This window comes from Amycolatopsis sp. cmx-11-12 (genome assembly GCF_046269425.1).
GTDB lineage: Bacteria > Actinomycetota > Actinomycetes > Mycobacteriales > Pseudonocardiaceae > Amycolatopsis.
The window spans coordinates 198,637-216,918 of the sequence record NZ_JADNQM010000002.1 but is presented as its reverse complement, the minus strand read 5'-3'; the positions used below and the strand labels follow the sequence as shown (position 1 = coordinate 216,918).

Annotated in this window: 10 protein-coding genes; 7 read left to right on the top strand and 3 right to left on the bottom strand. The window is 67.0% G+C overall.

Annotated features, from left to right (window positions below; translation table 11 throughout):
- The first annotated feature begins 47 nt into the window (after window positions 1–47).
- Entirely contained in the window at window positions 48–1,034 is a 987-nt protein-coding gene (locus ACLARN_RS03430) for a hypothetical protein (protein WP_409490010.1), read from the top strand.
- Between the two features lie 121 nt (window positions 1,035–1,155).
- Here ACLARN_RS03430 and ACLARN_RS03425 read toward each other — a convergent pair whose 3' ends face one another.
- Window positions 1,156–2,394, bottom strand: coding sequence for a hypothetical protein (locus ACLARN_RS03425; RefSeq protein WP_409490009.1), 1,239 nt, complete (start codon window positions 2,392–2,394; stop codon window positions 1,156–1,158).
- 677 nt (window positions 2,395–3,071) lie between these two features.
- Between ACLARN_RS03425 and ACLARN_RS03420 the strand changes: the two genes are divergently transcribed.
- The 3 genes from ACLARN_RS03420 (at window position 3,072) to ACLARN_RS03410 (ending at window position 11,885) form a co-directional block, all read left to right on the top strand.
- On the top strand, window positions 3,072–6,572 hold the full coding sequence (locus tag ACLARN_RS03420; protein ID WP_409489809.1) for a DNA-directed RNA polymerase subunit beta: 3,501 nt from the start codon (window positions 3,072–3,074) through the stop codon (window positions 6,570–6,572).
- Window positions 6,573–6,661: 89 nt separating this feature from the next.
- Window positions 6,662–10,573: a DNA-directed RNA polymerase subunit beta' gene (locus ACLARN_RS03415; protein ID WP_409489808.1), complete on the top strand. Its 3,912-nt coding sequence runs from the start codon at window positions 6,662–6,664 to the stop codon at window positions 10,571–10,573.
- Window positions 10,574–10,787: 214 nt separating this feature from the next.
- Window positions 10,788–11,885, top strand: coding sequence for a serine hydrolase domain-containing protein (locus ACLARN_RS03410; RefSeq protein WP_409489807.1), 1,098 nt, complete (start codon window positions 10,788–10,790; stop codon window positions 11,883–11,885).
- 74 nt (window positions 11,886–11,959) lie between these two features.
- Here ACLARN_RS03410 and ACLARN_RS03405 read toward each other — a convergent pair.
- Together ACLARN_RS03405 and ACLARN_RS03400 are read right to left on the bottom strand one after the other, a co-directional pair.
- Window positions 11,960–12,780, bottom strand: a protein-coding gene (locus ACLARN_RS03405) for an IS5 family transposase (protein ID WP_409489806.1) whose coding sequence is annotated in 2 segments (ribosomal slippage) — window positions 11,960–12,426 and window positions 12,426–12,780 — 822 coding nt in all. Because the reading frame shifts where the segments join, the coding sequence is not laid out codon by codon here.
- A gap of 119 nt (window positions 12,781–12,899) precedes the next feature.
- Window positions 12,900–13,706: a M15 family metallopeptidase gene (locus tag ACLARN_RS03400; protein WP_409489805.1), complete on the bottom strand. Its 807-nt coding sequence runs from the start codon at window positions 13,704–13,706 to the stop codon at window positions 12,900–12,902.
- A gap of 638 nt (window positions 13,707–14,344) precedes the next feature.
- Here ACLARN_RS03400 and ACLARN_RS03395 point away from each other — a divergent pair.
- The 3 genes from ACLARN_RS03395 (at window position 14,345) to ACLARN_RS03385 (ending at window position 18,266) form a co-directional block, all read left to right on the top strand.
- Complete coding sequence (locus ACLARN_RS03395) at window positions 14,345–16,144, top strand: hypothetical protein (protein ID WP_409490008.1); 1,800 nt, start codon at window positions 14,345–14,347, stop codon at window positions 16,142–16,144.
- A gap of 81 nt (window positions 16,145–16,225) precedes the next feature.
- On the top strand, window positions 16,226–17,986 hold the full coding sequence (locus tag ACLARN_RS03390) for a hypothetical protein (RefSeq protein WP_409489804.1): 1,761 nt from the start codon (window positions 16,226–16,228) through the stop codon (window positions 17,984–17,986).
- A 46-nt stretch (window positions 17,987–18,032) separates the two neighbouring features.
- The gene (locus ACLARN_RS03385) at window positions 18,033–18,266 is read left to right on the top strand and encodes a hypothetical protein (protein WP_409489803.1); all 234 of its coding nucleotides are present in this window, start codon (window positions 18,033–18,035) and stop codon (window positions 18,264–18,266) included.
- The last annotated feature ends 16 nt before the right edge of the window (window positions 18,267–18,282 follow it).

Genomic DNA, 18,282 nt, shown 5'->3' with positions numbered 1-18,282 from the left:
CCCGCCGCCAGCCCCCTCGCAGCACTCCGCCGGTGCGCCGCCCCCGGGTGGCCGGTCTGCGACGGCCCGGTTCCTCTTCCGCTTCCGAGGTCGACACGGCTCCTTCGGTGGAGTCGGTGGATTCGGTGAAGGAGACGCCCGAGGCGAAGCCGGCGCCGGTTCGGCGTCCTTCGCCGCGGCCTGCTCCGCGTCCGGTGCCTGAGCCTGAGCCTGAGCCTGTCGAGGCCGTTGAGGAGCCTGCTGAGGTCGCTGAGGCTCCTGAGCCTGAAGTGGCCGTTGTCGAGGCTCCTGAGAGCACTGAGGCTGCCGAAGAGGAGGTTGTCGCGAAGCCGAGCCCGCGCGCGAAGGCGCGGGCGATCGCCGAGGCGAAGCCGGACGACATCGAAGAGGCCGAAGCCGAGGTCGCCTCCGAGGCCGATTCCGACTCTGACTCCGACTCCGACGAGAAGCCGGTCAAGGCGAAGAAGCCGGTCTCCAGGCAACTGATCCTGGCGGGCGCGCTGGTCGTCGTCGGGCTGCTGCTGGCCGCGACCGCGGTGCTGTTCAAGATCCAGGCCGACGACGTGTCGAGCTCGACGGACAACACCGCGCTGCTGGACGTCGCGAAGACCGCGCAGGTCAAGGACCAGGTCGCGAAGGCGACCGAGGCGCTGTTCTCGTACGACTACAACAACATCGCGAAGACCGAGACCGCGGCGGGCGATCTGCTGGTCAACGACGAGGTGCGGGCGAAGTACAACCTGCTGATGGGCGAGGTCAAGCGACTGGCCCCGCAGCAGAAGATGGTCGTGACCTGCAAGGTCACCCGCAGCGCCGTCATCCGGCTGGAAGGCGACCGGGCCGACGTGATGGTGTTCGTCGACCAGAGCTCGACGCGGGCCGACACGAACAAGACGACCGCCGGGAGCGCGCAGCTGCACTTGAACGCGGAGCTGCAGGGCGACAAGTGGAAGATCACGGCGATGAACACCTACGCCGCTCCGCCCAACCCGGCCCCCGCCGCACCCCCCGCTTCCCCGGCCCCCTCCAAGTAGCGCGCCCCGGACCGGATCGCGTTTAGCCCCCTAAACGCGATCCGGTCGCCGGACGACCTGAGGCCCTGCCCGCGTCGCGTTTAGGGGGCTAAACGTGACGCGTCGCCGCGCTGACCAGGGGTTACACGCCGCGGCTCGAGCGGAGCTTGAAGCTCGCCTTTCGCGCCTTCTTGGCCATCCTCTGGTCCGGATGTTCCACGCCGACGACATTCAGGAGTTCGAGTCTGTCCGGGTGGTCAGAGGACGTCAGCAGGTCCACGATGTCGAAGCCGTCGTCCATGTCGGCGAGTTGATGAACGAACGCGCCGAGCGCGTGCATCGCCGCGAAATGGTCGGCCATCCCGAGGACGACCTCGTCGCGGGTGACCGTTTCCGGGCCGACCGCTCCACGTTCGGACAGCCACATCGCGGCGACCGCGCCGATCAGACCGCCTTCGGCTTGGACTCCCACGGCGGTCTCGAGGCCGATCTCGCCGGTTTCCCCGAGCGCGATCAAGGCGAACAGTCGTTCTTCGGGAAGCCGCGCCGCGCGGAGGAACTCGCTCGCCTCCACAGCCGCGTCGGAGGGTGACCGGTGCCGGACCCAGGCCTTCAGCTCCGCGTCGATGATCTCCGGCGCGGCGTCGACGAGGCGTGGGCTCAGCTCATCGAGGCTCGCTTCCGCGGCGTCACCGATGACCGGCGCGTCCACTCCGGCCTCGCGGAGTTCCCTGTTGATCGCCCAGACGGCGATCGGGGTGAGGCTGACGAGGACCGGGGAGGGATTGGGCTTGCCGACGATCTCGGCGATCCTCGCGAGCCCGGCCGGGTCCGCGGTCTCCTGCTCGATCGCGCCGAGCCGTCCCAGCAAATCCAGCGTGACGGCTGTCGCGTACCGCGTCGACTCACTGGGTGCCTGGCCAAGATCGAGTGCCGAAGCCAAGACCCCGAAGAGAAGCTCGACCGGCACCGGGACCGGACCCGACTGGTAGAGCGTGAGGGAGATCGATGCGACCAGTTGGGGAAACAACATCCCGAAGGCCAGCGGCACGGCATCGTTTTGGGAGGCGATGCCGGACCCGGCTTCACCGATCGTCGAGTACAGCCGCTCCCAGAGCTGGAGAGGGTCGTCGAGGAGCTTCGCGTTCTTCTTGACGGGCACATGTTTGCCCTTGAAGACCCGGACCAGCCCGGAAGCCTCCGCCCACCGAGGGATCAGCGTGCCGCCCGGCTTGCTGTTCTCGTCCAACCCGGCGACGTATCCGCGGAGATCGTCGATGAGGAGACTCCGAGCTGCGGCTAGCCGCAGCTCGGCCTCCGGCCGCAAGAAGACCGGGGGCATTGCCTGCGTCATCTCGGTCCTGGCGTCCTGCTCGCACATTTCGCACACGCGGCCCAGTCTGGCAGCGCCCGGCGGAGTACGTTCAGCGGGCTGATCGCGATGCCGCCCAGGCGCGTCGCGTTTAGCCCGCTAAACGCGATCCCCGCGCCCCCCTGTGCGCCGCACCAGAAGACTCACCGACCACAACCGCCACAGGGCCCAGCCCACTCCAGGAGCGCCCCGCCCCGGCCCGGTGACTCTCCGGAACGGCCTCCGGCGGGAGCGCGTTTAGCCCGCTAAACGCAGGTCGGCGCCCCAAGGCCGTCACCTGCGGGTACCGGGCGGTAACCAGGACGACCGTCCTGTGAAGCCCCCATCGCGGCGCTACTTCGACGCTGCGCCAACCGGCGGGTCCGCCGCGCGGCATCTTGACTCAGAGCCCGCGTGGGGTCACGCTTACTGCCAACGGTGAGAACCGGCGGTGCCCTTGCGGGAGGGACGGTCCGGGGAAGCCGAGGAGAGGCATACCTGAAGACGTTGCGACGCAGGCTGGGCCCCATCAGGAGCGCCCCCTGGACATACCGTGACGTTCGGGCTAGACTGCTTCTTTGCGCTGCCCTCTTTCAGGCTGCCCGGAGCCGGTAGTTAGGATAGTGGGCACACGGCACCCTTGACAGTCCGCATCAGCTGTTGCTGACGCGGCTGCTCACCGCTCATTGTCCCCGGAAGGACGCATCTTGGCAGTCTCTCCCGCGAACCAGGCCACTGCTGCGACCACCTCGGCTGTATCTCGCTCGGAGTCCACGGGAATCCCGGGAGCCCCCAAGCGGGTCTCCTTCGCAAAGATTCGCGAGCCGCTCAACACCCCGAACCTGCTCGACGTGCAGATCAGGTCTTTCGAATGGTTCACCGGCGACGAGGCGTGGTTCGAACGCCGCGTCGAAGAAGGTGAAGAAAACCCGGTCGGCGGCCTGGAAGAGGTCCTCAACGAGATCTCGCCGATCGAAGACTTCTCCGGATCCATGTCGCTGTCCTTCTCCGACCCGCGCTTCGACGAGGTCAAGGCCTCCGTCGAGGAGTGCAAGGACAAGGACATGACGTACGCGGCCCCGCTGTTCGTGACCGCCGAGTTCGTGAACAACAACACTGGCGAGATCAAGAGCCAGACGGTCTTCATGGGCGACTTCCCGGTGATGACCGACAAGGGCACCTTCGTCATCAACGGCACCGAGCGTGTCGTCGTGTCCCAGCTGGTCCGTTCGCCGGGTGTGTACTTCGACAGCAGTGTCGACAAGACCACCGACAAGGACGTCTTCAACGTCCGCGTGATCCCGAGCCGGGGTGCCTGGCTCGAGTTCGACGTCGACAAGCGCGACACCGTCGGCGTCCGCATCGACCGCAAGCGCCGCCAGCCGGTGACCGTGTTGCTGAAGGCGCTGGGCTGGACCACCGAGGCGATCCGCGAGCGCTTCTCCTTCTCGGAGACGCTGCTCGCCACCCTCGAGAAGGACCACACCGCCGGCACCGACGAGGCCCTCCTCGACATCTACCGCAAGCTGCGCCCGGGCGAACCCCCCACCAAGGAGAGCGCGCAGACGCTGCTGGAGAACCTGTTCTTCAAGCCGAAGCGCTACGACCTGGCCAAGGTCGGCCGGTACAAGGTCAACAAGAAGCTCGCCCTCACCACGCCGTACGACACCGGGACGCTGACCGAAGAGGACATCGTCTCGACCATCGAGTACCTGGTCCGGCTGCACGCCGGCGAGGACAAGGTGACCGTCGGCGACCAGACCATCCCGGTCGAGACCGACGACATCGACCACTTCGGCAACCGTCGTCTCCGCACCGTCGGCGAGCTCATCCAGAACCAGATCCGCGTGGGTCTGTCCCGGATGGAGCGCGTCGTCCGTGAGCGGATGACCACCCAGGACGTCGAGGCGATCACGCCGCAGACCCTGATCAACATCCGTCCCGTCGTGGCGGCGATCAAGGAGTTCTTCGGTACTTCGCAGCTGTCGCAGTTCATGGACCAGAACAACCCGCTGTCGGGGCTGACGCACAAGCGTCGTCTGTCCGCCCTCGGCCCGGGTGGTCTGTCGCGTGAGCGCGCCGGTATGGAGGTCCGTGACGTCCACCCGTCGCACTACGGCCGCATGTGCCCGATCGAGACGCCGGAAGGCCCGAACATCGGCCTGATCGGTTCGCTCTGTTCGTACGCGCGGGTCAACCCGTTCGGTTTCATCGAGACCCCGTACCGCAAGGTCGTCGAGGGTCGCGTCACCGACCAGGTCGACTACCTGACCGCGGACGAGGAAGACCGGTTCGTGAAGGCGCAGGCCAACGCGCCGATCTCGGACGACGGCACCTTCGTCGAAGACCGCGTCCTGGTCCGTAAGAAGGGCGGCGAGGTCGAGCTGATCGACCCGCTGGACGTGGACTACATGGACGTCTCGCCGCGACAGATGGTCTCGGTCGCGACGGCGATGATCCCGTTCCTCGAGCACGACGACGCGAACCGCGCGCTGATGGGCGCGAACATGCAGCGTCAGGCCGTGCCGCTGCTCCGCAACCAGGCGCCGTACGTCGGCACCGGTGTGGAGCTGCGTGCCGCGGTGGACGCCGGTGACGTGCTCGTCGCCGAGCAGTCCGGTGTCGTCGAGGAGCTCTCGGCCGACCTGATCACGATCATGCACGACGACGGCACGCGGAAGAGCTACGGACTGTACAAGTTCCGTCGCTCTAACCACGGCACCTGCTTCAACCACCGCCCGATCGTCAACGAGGGTGACCGGGTCGAGCAGGGTCAGGTCATCGCCGACGGCCCGTCCACCGAGAACGGTGAGATGGCGCTCGGCAAGAACCTGCTCGTCGCGGTCATGCCGTGGGAGGGCCACAACTACGAGGACGCGATCATCCTCTCCGAGCGCCTGGTGCAGGACGACGTGCTCACGTCGATCCACATCGAGGAGCACGAGATCGACGCCCGCGACACCAAGCTGGGCGCCGAGGAGATCACCCGGGACATCCCGAACGTCTCCGAGGAGGTCCTCGCCGACCTCGACGAGCGCGGCATCATCCGCATCGGTGCCGAGGTCCGCGATGGCGACATCCTGGTCGGCAAGGTCACGCCCAAGGGTGAGACCGAGCTGACCCCGGAAGAGCGCCTGCTCCGCGCGATCTTCGGTGAGAAGGCCCGTGAGGTCCGCGACACCTCGCTGAAGGTGCCGCACGGCGAGACCGGCAAGGTCATCGGCATCCGCGTGTTCTCGCGTGAGGACGACGACGAGCTGCCCCCGGGCGTCAACGAACTGGTCCGCGTCTACGTGGCCCAGAAGCGGAAGATCCAGCCGGGCGACAAGCTCGCCGGCCGCCACGGGAACAAGGGTGTCATCGGCAAGATCCTCCCCGCCGAGGACATGCCGTTCATGGAGGACGGCACGCCCGTCGACATCATCCTGAACACCCACGGTGTCCCGCGTCGTATGAACATCGGTCAGGTCCTGGAACTCCACCTCGGCTGGCTGGCGTCGCAGGGCTGGAAGATCGAGGGCAACCCCGACTGGGCGAAGAACCTCAACGAGGAGCTGTACGACGTCGACCCCGGCACGAACACCGCCACCCCGGTGTTCGACGGTGCCAAGGAAGACGAGCTGACCGGCCTGCTCGGTGCCACCAAGCCGAACCGCGACGGTGAGCGCATGGTGAAGCAGAACGGCAAGGCCACGCTGCTGGACGGCCGCTCCGGCGAGCCGTACCCGTACCCGGTCGCGGTCGGCTACATGTACATCCTGAAGCTGCACCACCTTGTCGACGACAAGATCCACGCCCGGTCCACCGGTCCGTACTCGATGATCACGCAGCAGCCGCTGGGTGGTAAGGCGCAGTTCGGTGGCCAGCGCTTCGGTGAGATGGAGTGCTGGGCGATGCAGGCGTACGGCGCCGCATACACCCTGCAGGAGCTCCTGACCATCAAGTCGGACGACGTGGTCGGCCGCGTGAAGGTGTACGAGGCGATCGTCAAGGGCGAGAACATCCCCGAGCCGGGTATCCCCGAGTCGTTCAAGGTGCTCCTGAAGGAGCTCCAGTCGCTCTGCCTCAACGTCGAGGTGCTGTCCAGTGACGGCGCCGCGATCGAGATGCGCGACTCCGACGACGAGGACCTCGAGCGCGCCGCCGCCAACCTCGGCATCAACCTGTCCCGCAACGAGTCGCCCTCGGTGGACGACGTCGTGCACTGACGGCTGTCCGAGGCGGGGCCTGCCTCCCGTGGGCCCCGCCTCGACCGCCAACCCCTCTAGTCGACTCAACCCCAAGGGGATGCAAAGACGTGCTGGACGTCAACTTCTTCGATGAGCTCCGCATCGGTCTCGCCACCGCCGACGACATTCGTCAGTGGTCCTTCGGTGAGGTCAAGAAGCCGGAGACCATCAACTACCGGACGCTCAAGCCCGAGAAGGACGGCCTCTTCTGCGAGAAGATCTTCGGCCCGACCCGGGACTGGGAGTGCTACTGCGGTAAGTACAAGCGGGTCCGCTTCAAGGGCATCATCTGCGAGCGCTGTGGCGTCGAGGTCACCCGCGCCAAGGTGCGCCGTGAGCGGATGGGCCACATCGAGCTGGCCGCTCCCGTCACCCACATCTGGTACTTCAAGGGTGTTCCTTCCCGCCTCGGCTACCTGCTCGACCTGGCGCCGAAGGACCTCGAGAAGATCATCTACTTCGCGGCCTACGTGATCACCGGTGTGAACACCGAGCTGCGGCACAACGACCTGCCGACCCTCGAGAACGAGATCGGCGTCGAGCGCAAGAACCTCGAGACCAAGCGTGACGCGGACATCGAGGCACGGGCGCAGAAGCTGGAAGCCGATCTGGCCGAGCTGGAGGCGGAGGGCGCCAAGTCCGACGTCCGCCGCAAGGTCAAGGAAGGCGGCGAGCGCGAGATGCGTCAGCTGCGTGACCGCGCCGGTCGCGAGCTGGACCGTCTCGAGGAGGTCTGGACGACCTTCACCAAGCTCGACGTCCGTCAGCTGATCGCCGACGAGCTGCTCTACCGCGAGCTCATCGACCGCTACGGCGAGTACTTCACCGGCGGCATGGGCGCGGAGGCCATCCAGAAGCTGGCCGCGGAGTTCGACGTCTCGGCCGAGGCCGACAACCTGCGCGACACCATCCGCAACGGCAAGGGGCAGAAGAAGCTCCGCGCGCTGAAGCGGCTCAAGGTCGTCGCGGCCTTCCAGATGACCGGAAACGACCCGCGTGGCATGGTGCTCGACGCCGTCCCGGTGATCCCGCCGGACCTGCGCCCGATGGTCCAGCTCGACGGTGGCCGGTTCGCCACCTCCGACCTGAACGACCTCTACCGCCGGGTCATCAACCGGAACAACCGGTTGAAGCGGCTGATCGACCTCGGCGCGCCCGAGATCATCGTCAACAACGAAAAGCGGATGCTGCAGGAGGCCGTCGACGCGCTGTTCGACAACGGCCGCCGCGGCCGCCCGGTCACCGGTCCCGGTAACCGCCCGCTGAAGTCGCTGTCCGACCTGCTCAAGGGCAAGCAGGGCCGGTTCCGTCAGAACCTGCTCGGCAAGCGTGTCGACTACTCCGGCCGTTCCGTCATCATCGTCGGCCCGCAGCTGAAGCTCCACCAGTGCGGTCTGCCGAAGGACATGGCGCTCGAGCTGTTCAAGCCGTTCGTCATGAAGCGGCTGGTCGACCTGAACCACGCGCAGAACATCAAGTCCGCCAAGCGGATGGTGGAGCGCTCGCGCCCGCAGGTGTGGGACGTGCTCGAAGAGGTCATCACCGGCCACCCGGTGATGCTGAACCGTGCGCCGACCCTGCACCGCCTCGGTATCCAGGCCTTCGAGCCGCAGCTGGTCGAAGGCAAGGCCATCCAGCTGCACCCGCTGGTCTGTGAAGCGTTCAACGCGGACTTCGACGGTGACCAGATGGCCGTGCACCTCCCGCTTTCCGCGGAGGCGCAGGCCGAGGCCCGCATCCTGATGCTGTCGGCGAACAACATCCTTTCGCCGGCGTCGGGCCGCCCGCTCGCCATGCCGCGTCTGGACATGGTGACCGGTCTGTTCCACCTGACCCGTCTCACCGAGAAGGCCGAGGGTGCCGGCAACGCGTACTCCTCGCCCGCCGAAGCGATCATGGCGTACGACCTCAAGGCGCTGAGCCTGCACGCCCCGGTCAAGATCCGCATCGTCGATCGTCAGCCCGCCAAGGCCGACGAAGCGGCGCTCGCGGAGAAGGGCTGGGAGCCGGGCAAGGCTTGGCTGGCCGAGACCACCCTTGGCCGCGTGCTGTTCAACGAGCTGCTGCCGGCGGACTACCCGTTCATCAACGAGCCGATGCCGAAGAAGCGTCAGGCCCTGATCGTGAACGACCTCGCCGAGCGCTACTCGATGACGCAGGTCGCGCAGACCCTGGACCGCCTGAAGGACGCCGGTTTCTACTGGGCGACCCGTTCGGGTGTCACGGTCGCGATCTCCGACGTGCTGGTCCCGACGGGCAAGAAAGCCATTCTGGACGAGTACGAAGGCAAGGCCGACCAGGTCGAGAAGCGGTACCAGCGTGGTCAGCTGTCGCACACCGAGCGCAACAACGAGCTCGTCAAGGTGTGGACGCAGGCCACCGAAGAGGTCCACAAGATCATGGAGACGGCGCTGCCGGACGACAACCCGATCGCGATGATCGTGAAGTCGGGTGCGGCGGGCAACATGACGCAGGTCCGGTCGCTGGCCGGTATGCGTGGTCTGGTGTCGAACCCGAAGGGTGAGTACATCCCGCGTCCGATCAAGGCCAACTTCCGTGAAGGCCTGTCGGTGGCGGAGTACTTCATCGCGACGCACGGTGCCCGTAAGGGTCTGGCGGACACGGCGCTCCGTACCGCCGACTCGGGTTACCTGACCCGTCGTCTGGTGGACGTGTCGCAGGACGTCATCGTCCGCGAGGTCGACTGTGGCACCACCCGCGGCATCAACATGCCGATCGGTGAGGACATCGGCGACGGCAAGGTCCTGCGTGACCAGCACGTCGAGACCAGCGTGTACGCGCGGAACCTGGCGACCGACGCGGTCGACGCCAAGGGCAACGTCGTGCTCAACGCCGGTGACGACATCGGCGACCCGGCACTGGACAAGCTCATCTCGAGCGGGATCGCCAAGGTCAAGGTGCGTTCGGTGCTGACCTGCGAGTCGGCCGTCGGTATCTGCGCCACCTGCTACGGCCGGTCCATGGCGACCGGTCAGCTCGTCGACGTCGGCGAGGCCGTGGGTATCGTCGCGGCCCAGTCGATCGGTGAGCCGGGTACGCAGCTGACGATGCGTACGTTCCACCAGGGTGGTGTCGCCGGTGACGACATCACGACCGGTCTGCCCCGTGTCCAGGAGCTGTTCGAGGCCCGGGTCCCGAAGGGCAAGGCGCCGATCGCCGACGTCGATGGCCGTGTGCGCATCGAGGAGAGCGAGCGGTTCTGGAAGATCACGCTGATCCCGGACGACGGCAGCGAAGAGATCGTCTTCGACAAGCTGTCCAAGCGTCAGCGGCTCGCGAACACCCCGAACGGCCCGCTGGGCGACGGTGACCGCGTCAACGTCGGTCAGCAGCTGCTCGAAGGCACGCCGGACCCGCACGAGGTCCTGCGGGTCATGGGGCCGCGCGAGGCGCAGATGCACCTGGTGGACGAGGTCCAGAAGGTGTACCGGGCGCAGGGTGTGTCGATCCACGACAAGCACATCGAGGTCATCGTGCGGCAGATGCTGCGCCGCGTGACGATCATCGACTCCGGTGCCACGGACTTCCTCCCGGGCGAGCTGCCCGAGCGGACCAAGTTCGAGGCGAAGAACCGGGCGTCGGTCGCCGAAGGTGGCGAGCCCGCTTCGGGTCGTCCGGTGCTGATGGGGATCACGAAGGCCTCGCTGACCACGGACTCGTGGCTGTCGGCGGCCTCGTTCCAGGAGACCACGCGTGTCCTGACCGACGCGGCCATCAACGGCCGTTCGGACAAGCTCGTGGGCCTCAAGGAGAACGTGATCATCGGTAAGCTGATCCCGGCCGGTACCGGGATCAACAAGTACCGCAACATCCAGGTGCAGCCGACCGAGGAGGCGCGGGTCGCCGCTTACGCGATCCCGTCCTACGACGACGGCTACTACACCCCGGATGTGTTCGGCTCCACGCCGGGCGCCGCGGTGCCGCTGGACGACTACGACTTCGGCCGCGACTTCCGCTGATCGAAGCGAAATCCACGAGAAGGGCCCCCGCCGATCCGGCGGGGGCCCTTCCCGTTTCCACAGCCCCCACACCTGGGCACGCTCGCGCCAGCCCGGATCGCGTTTAGCGGGCTAAACGCGATCGGGTCCAGGGGCGACGACCGGTGCGATATCGGGCGGTATGCGCGACGGATGGCGGCCGATCTCCGGCGCGTCCGTCGACAAGATTGGGTGCATGAAGCCACTTGCGAAAGACGTGGAAACTCAGCTCGATTCCGCATTGGACGGTGTCTGCCGCGCGGGAGTACCGGGGGTGTTCGCCGAGGTGCGTCAGGGCGAGCAGGTCTGGCGTGGCGCTTCCGGAGTCGCCGACCTCGAAACCGGTAGCCCCGTCCATCCCGGCATGCGGCAGCGCGTCGGCAGCATCACCAAGACCTTCGTCTCCGCCGCGGTGCTGCGGCAGGTCGAGAAAGGACGGATCCGGCTCGACGCACCGATCGGTGACCACCTTCCGCAGCTGGTCCCCGGGGAACGTGGCCGGAAGATCACGGTCCGGATGCTGCTCAACCACACCAGCGGCCTCGCCGAGTACCTCCCGTACGCCTTCCCGTCGCTCAAGGAACTCGCCCCCGAAAGTCTCGATGACAACCGGCTTCGGGAGTTCCGTTCCGTCGAGCTGATCGCGTTGGGGGTCGGCGCACCCGCCACCAGCGAGCCGGGAAGCACCCCTGGCGTGTACTCGAACACGAACTACCTGCTCCTGGGCGAACTCCTGGAACACCTGACCGGCACCACGGCCGAGAAGCACATCGCCGACGATGTCATCGGGCCCGCTGGTCTCACCGGGACTGGATTCCCCGACGGGCCGCAGATCGAGGAGCCGCACTCGCGGATGTACGAGGCGCTGTTCGGCCGGATCGACCCGCCGCGCGACTACAGCGTCTACAACATGTCCTGGGTGATGCCCGGTGCCGGGCTGATCTCGACCGTCGAGGATCTCAACCGCTTCTACGGCAAGCTGCTCGCCGGCGAGATCGTCACGCCGTCCTCGCTGGAGCAGATGCAGCGCACTGTCCCGGTGATCGCCCAGGACGGGCGGACGCTCGACTACGGCCTCGGCCTGTACAAGACCGAGACTCCCGAGGGCGTTTTCTGGGGTCACGACGGCACGGTCTGGGGAGCGTTGACGATGTCCTGGACCCGCGCCGACGGCGGCCGGCAGTTCTCCGCCGCGATGAACCTCGTGCGGTGGAGCAAGCCCGGCGCCGTTCCCCACCCCATCGATGACGCACTGGCGACCCTCAAGCACGAAGCCCTCTGCGGCCACCCCTGACCCCACTCCCCGGAGCGCGTTTAGCCCCCTAATCGCGCTCCGGGGGCGTGTTGCGTTTAGCGGGCTAAGGGGTCCTAACAGATTGAGTGGGTTTTGAGTCGGCGCCAGCAGATGATGGCGCAGCCGAGGGTGAGGAAGGCTTCGTGGATGTCGTCGCGGACTTCCCAGCGGATGCGCAGGCGTCGGAACCAGTGCAGCAGGGCGAACGCGCCCTCGACGACCCACCGGTAGACGCCGAGGCCGGAGCCGTGTTCCTCGCCGCGGCGAGCGATGACAGGCGTGATTCCCGCGGCGCGGACCAGGCGGCGGTACTTGTCGTGGTCGTAGGCGCGGTCGGCGTAGATCCGACGCGGCCGACGGCGAGGCCGCCCACGGCGGCCCCGGACCGGCGGGACCGCGTGGATCAACGGCATCAGCTGGGTGACGTCATGCCGGTTCCCGCCGGTCAAGGTCGCCGCCAGCGGGATACCGGTGCCGTCGGTGATCACGTGGTGCTTGGACCCGGTGCGGGCCCGATCGACCGGGCTGGGACCGGTTTTCGGCCCCCTTTTAACGCCCGCACATGCGACCCGTCGACCGCCGCCCGTGACCAGTCCAGCTGGCCGGCCGCGTGCAGCTCCGCCAGCAGCAGCTCGTGCAGCTGCTGCCACACCCCGGCCTCGGTCCAGTCCCGCAACCGGCGCCAGCACGTCATACCCGACCCATAGCCCAGCTCCTGCGGCAGAAACTCCCACGGAATCGCCGTATAGAGCACGAACATGATCCCGCACAACGCCTTACGGTCATCCAACCGCTTACGCCCAGGATGCCGAAACCGACGCTCCACCCCCGGCAACAACGGCTCGATCCGCTCCCACAGACCATCATCGACCTCCCACGGACGCCGCTGCCCCACCCAGCCCACCCCTCACACAACGATCACCGAGACACAGCATCAAACCACACTCGAGATCATTCTGTTAGGACCCCTAAGTGCGATCTGGCGGGAAGGGAGGGCGACTTGCGTTCAGCCCCCTAATCGCGATCCGGGCGGAGCGGGGCGCAGGTCAGGGAGTGCCGGGAGACGGGGAAGTCGAAGTAGGTATCCGGGAACGGCTCCCCGTTGAGGGTGTAGTGCCACCACTCCTCAGGCAGGTTCCGGAAACCGGCCGCCGCGAGCGTGCCCTTGAGCAGTTGCCGGTTCACCCGTGCCTCGCCGGCGATCCGAGGGTCGTCGGTGTGCGAGAGCGTGTCGAAGCAGTCGTACCCGGTCCCCATGTCGACCATGTTGTCCGGGAACCGGTCCGCCGCGAAGCACGGCGTCAGCGCCTCGCCCGGTCGATAGGGGCGCTGCGGCCGGGGCGGCAGTTTCACGATCGTCAGGTCCACCGTGCTCCCGCGGCTGTGCCCGGACTTCTCCGCGATGTACCCGTCGGCGAACAACCGGTCCTTCGCCACGTTCGGATAGAATTCCGCCTTCATCTTCTCGTCGGCGAGATCCTTGGCCCACCGGACGAAGTGGTCGACGGCGCGCTGCGGCCGGTAGCAGTCGTACACCTTGAGCGTGTAGCCCTGCCGCAGCAGCTGCCGCTGAGCCGTGCGCAGCCCCTCCGCGGCTTGCCGCGTCAGGAGGCACAGGGGCTGGACGTATCCGTCGATCTTCCGGCCGACGAAGTTGTGCTGCCCGCGGTACCGGATCTCGTGCGGGATCGTCGGCGCCACATCGGAAAGCGCGACGAACTCGGGTGGCGCCTTCGGCTCGGATGCCTGGGCGGGCGCGGGAATCGCGGTGAGCACGGCGAGGGCTGCAACGGTCAGCGTCCTTCTGAACGTCTTCGGCATGGCCCTGTCTTACCGCCTCCGAAGGCTCTGTGGACCTGCGGATCCACCAGAGTTCCCTGGATTGAATAACGAACCCATAACGGCCCAGTGTTCGCCGGACGCAGGTTACTGGTCCGTTGTGACCTGTAGTAGTGCCGCCAGGTGGCCTAATTCCCAGCACTCGGAAAATCGCCACCCGTCCGGCCTAATGGCGCATCCGCATCGTGGGAAATTCACCCGGTCGTGGCGAGTCCCATTCTTTGACCACGACATTGACACTCGTGCGGCTTCACACGAGTATTTCGCCCATGCAATCCCCAGTCGCCTTGGTGTGGCGCCGGCACGTTGACTTGCGGCAGCAAGCAAGCGCGCTGTGTATGGATTCCTGATCTGTTCCGGCTCGTCGCGTCGTAACTGAATTCGCGCATCCGAAATGGATGTGCCCGTTCTTCGTGCGCTGACGCTTTCCGTGCACCGCAACGGTTCCCTATGTGGTCCGGCGGTTGATTGCTTTCCCTTGATCCGTGCCGGTGACGCCTGCGCGAAAGGGGGAGAGGTGTGCCAATTGTCTGGCGCTTCGGTAGCGAAAACAGGGAGAAAGAATGTTATCCAACTCGCCCAAGTTGCGAAAAGAGTGGCGAAAAGTGGTGATTGGCGCCATGGCGGCGGTGCTCGCCGTGGGAACGGTGACCTATACCGGCTCCGCCACGAGTGCCTACGCCGATGTCCAGGTCGTCAAGGACGCCAAGAAGGCGGCCGACGGCAAGGAGTACTGGGTCCAGAATCACCTCGTGTCCAAGGATGTCGCCGCGTCCCGGAGCGCCGACGGCCAGCGCAAGAAGTGGCTGCTGGTCTGGGCCGGTGACGAGAACATCGCCGACACCCTGGTCAAGGACGTCAAGAACCTGCCGGGTTCGCTCGGCGGCGGCCTCAACAAGATCAAGAACGCGTTGCCCGGTCCGGATTTCCTCGCCGTGATCGACGCGACGCAGGGCTCGCCGACCTACGGCAAGGTCGTCAACACCGCCACCGTCGGCCCGCTCGTCGAGAACGAGCCGCACCACATGCAGTACGTGTGGCACAAGGGCGACACGATCTACGCCGGTGCGCTGTTCGCCGCCGCGACGTACGCCTTCGACGTCTCCGCGTTGCCGCAACTGAAGCTCAAGGGCGTCAGCCTCCCGACTCAGACGCTCGGCGGTTCCGTGCCGGACGCGTACTGGGTGCTCAAGGACGGCACCGCGTACGGCACGTACATGGGCGGCCCGGTCGTGCCGGGCCCGCACACCTACGCCAACGGTTCCACCGTGGTGGGCAACGGTTTCGCCGGCAGTCCCGGCGAGGTCGTCCGCTTCGACCAGAACGCGCAGGTGCTTTCCGAGTCCCCGGCGGCCACACCGCAGGGCGACAACAAGAAGCTGTGCGACAACCTCCCACAACTCGACAAGCCGACTTGCGCCAACCCACACGGCATCCAGGCCCGTGAGGATCTCAACACCCTGGTCACCAGTGACTACGCCGAGCCGCGGAACATCATCCTCGACCCGGTGAAGCAGCCGTCGCCGTACCTGCGCCGGCCGACCGTTCGCACATGGGACATCTCCGACCGCAACAAGCCGAAGCTCAAGGCGGTCTCGTACCTGCCGGACGGCCCGCGGGCCGACCCGGCGGACCCGCTGCACGCCGAAAGCCGTGCGGTCATGGAGACCACGGTGACCAACCTGCCCGGCCACAAGGGCGCCTTCGCCCAGACCATGCAGGGCGGCGCGGTGTTCTACACGCCGGACATCACCGCCAAGGAGCCGCACTGGATCCAGGTGTTCGACGACGGCGCCGCGAACAAGGCGATCCACCCGAACAACGACTCCAACGGTGGCGGTTCGAACGGTGGCTGGATCCAGACCAGCCCCGACGACAAGTACCTCTACCGCGCGATCACCGGACGGTCCAAGGGCGCGCTCGGCCCGGACGACCCCGGTACCACCGGCGGCGTCTACATCCTCGACATCCAGAAGCTGCTCGCCGCGGGCGACAAGGTCGAGAACATCAACGGCCGGATCGATACGAAGGAGAAGTCCCAGCAGGGCGGTGGCGGCGACCTGCCGACCGTCGTCGGCGCGGCCGCGATCAACCCGGGCACGCCGGGTGGCGGCCCGCACTGGGGCGCGTACGACAACTTCGTCCTCGGTGACGATGGCTACTACCGCGAAACCGACAAGCCGCAGCACCTCGCGGTTTCGAACTACTTCGTCGCACGGTCCGGTTTGGACGGTGACCACAAGGTCAACCTGCTGAACCTCGGCCAGGACGGGAAGCTCGCGGTCGACCAGAACTTCCGGGACGAATTCACCGGACAGGTCGGGATCAACTTCAACCGGAAGACCTGGCCGCACGGGTCCTTCGGCAACGCCAAGCCGCACTCCGAGCTGTTCGTCGTGGCTGACGCGGATCTCAAGTAACCCTGCTCGGCGCGGAAGGCCGTGGGTGGCGGGCGCACCCCGTCACCCACGGCTCCGCCGATCTACTCGGAGAAGGTTCCCATGGATCACCACGTCATACCGGCGAGTTCGGATTCGGCCGGAGTCGGCATCGCCTTGGTCCTGCTCCGGCTCGGCCTCCTGCTGGCGACGGCTTTCCTCGCCGGCACCGGAATCCTGCGTCCGCTCGTGGGCGAACTACCCAAACGTCTGTACCTCACCATCGTCGCGCTCGGCGGGGTTTCCGCCGCGCTGGCGGCGGTTTCCGCTTTCGCGACCGACGTCAACGTCATCGCGCTGAGCGTGCACCTCGTGCTCGCGGTGGCCATTCCGATTCTTGTCAGGTGGCCGTCCGCCGGGCGCTGGGCTTCCCTCGCGCTCGCCGCTCTGGTGGTGCTCGAAACCTCGCTCGGGCGGACCGGCGTCGAATTCGCCATCGACACCGTCTACGTCGCGGCGGCGGCCTTGTGGTTCGGCGTCACCGTTCTTTCCGTCTGGGTGCCCGCCGACCGCTGGCGCCAGACGAACTTCCGGCTCGGCCCGCTTTCCCTGACGCTGGGCGGACTTCTCGTCGTCGCGGGTGTGGTCCAGCTGTTCTCCTCGGGGCTCGGTTTGGACCGCCGGATCTACGAAACGCTCTTCGGCATCACGTTGCTGGTGATCGCCGTGTTGCCGGTCGTCGCCACCGTTGTCGCCGGATTCTTCCTCTCCGGCAAGGAATCCACGCGTGCTTACCGATTCGGCGCGGCTGCCATTGCCATCGGTTTCGTCGCGTGGAGCGCCCTCGCGGCCGTCCCCAAACCGCCCGAGGTCCCGATCCCAGGTGTCGCTCTGCTCGCCGACGCCTCCATCGGTGAGCGTCAGTTCCCGGTGCTGGTGAGCCCGCAGCGACCCGGCAAGAACCTCGTCCATTTCCCGGCGAGCGCGGGAGACGACCTGTCCGCCGGAATCGACGGCGGCCTGATCGGCAAGGCCATCGTGCGTCCCGGCGCCGAAGGCACCTGGGCCGAGGTCGACCTGCCGAAGGGGCGCAGCGACCTGATCATCAGCCGTGGCGACGAGAAGACGACGATCGAGGTCGACGCGGGTGAGGAGCAGGGCCCCGCGATCGAGGACGTGGACGCGCCCGAGTGCGCTTCGGCCGCGCTGGGCGGCCTGATCGCCGACCGCCGCGAAGTCCTCACAGCATGCCCCGCCGACGCGCTTTCCAGTGAGGACAGCGGTTCGCTCGTCAAACTCGTCGAGTTCCTCGCCGGGCGCAAGCCTTCCGCGCTCACTATCGTCGAGGACACCTCGCCACGCAGTGCCGCCGCCGCGAAGCTGGTCCGGGAGACCGCCGCGCGCGTCGGGCTCCCTGTGCAGGCCGAGGCGGGCCCGAACACCGCGCTGCTCGTGGTGTCCGGCTGGGCGGGTGGCTACACGGCGATGACCCGCGCGGCCGAATCGCAGCGGCTCAAGCCGACCCACCAGTACGGTCTGTACCTCGCGCCCTGGCTGCTGAACGGCCCGATCGTCAACTCCGTCGCGAGTTCCTCGCTGCCACTGAGGTTCGACCCGCGCGAGCAGGTCGCCGTGAGTTTCGCGGTCGCCGCGGGCAATGCCTTCGGTGGCGAAAGCCCCACCCTCGGCGGCTTCCGCAGCTGGCTCGGAGACCAGTGGCGGTCGATGAACGGCGACGTCCAGATCTTCGCGGCGGCGCAGGTCAACGCCATGCCGATGTACCCGGGCGAACCGCACGCCGTCGGGATGATCGCCGACCGGAACTACGCGGGGCAATGGATCCCCGACGGCACGATCGTGCCGGTCAGCTCGGTACTCCGGTGAAGGATTCCGCTCGATTCCAGCAGCGGTAAGGAAAAAGGGAGAAGAGATGAAGCGAATCGCGGCCCGTGTGCTGCTGCCGCTCGCCGTCGCGGGCGCGCTGTCCGGACTCGCCGGCGGGGTCGCCTCCGCCGACCCGTTGCCGGGCCTGCCGACCGGTGGCGGTGGCCCCGCGCTCTGGCTGATCCCCGGCGTCGACCTCGGCGGACTGCTCGGACCGACCGTCCCCGTACCCACCGACCTCCTCGCCCCGATCTACGGGCTCATCACGCCGATTTCGTAAAACCGTTACCAGTAAA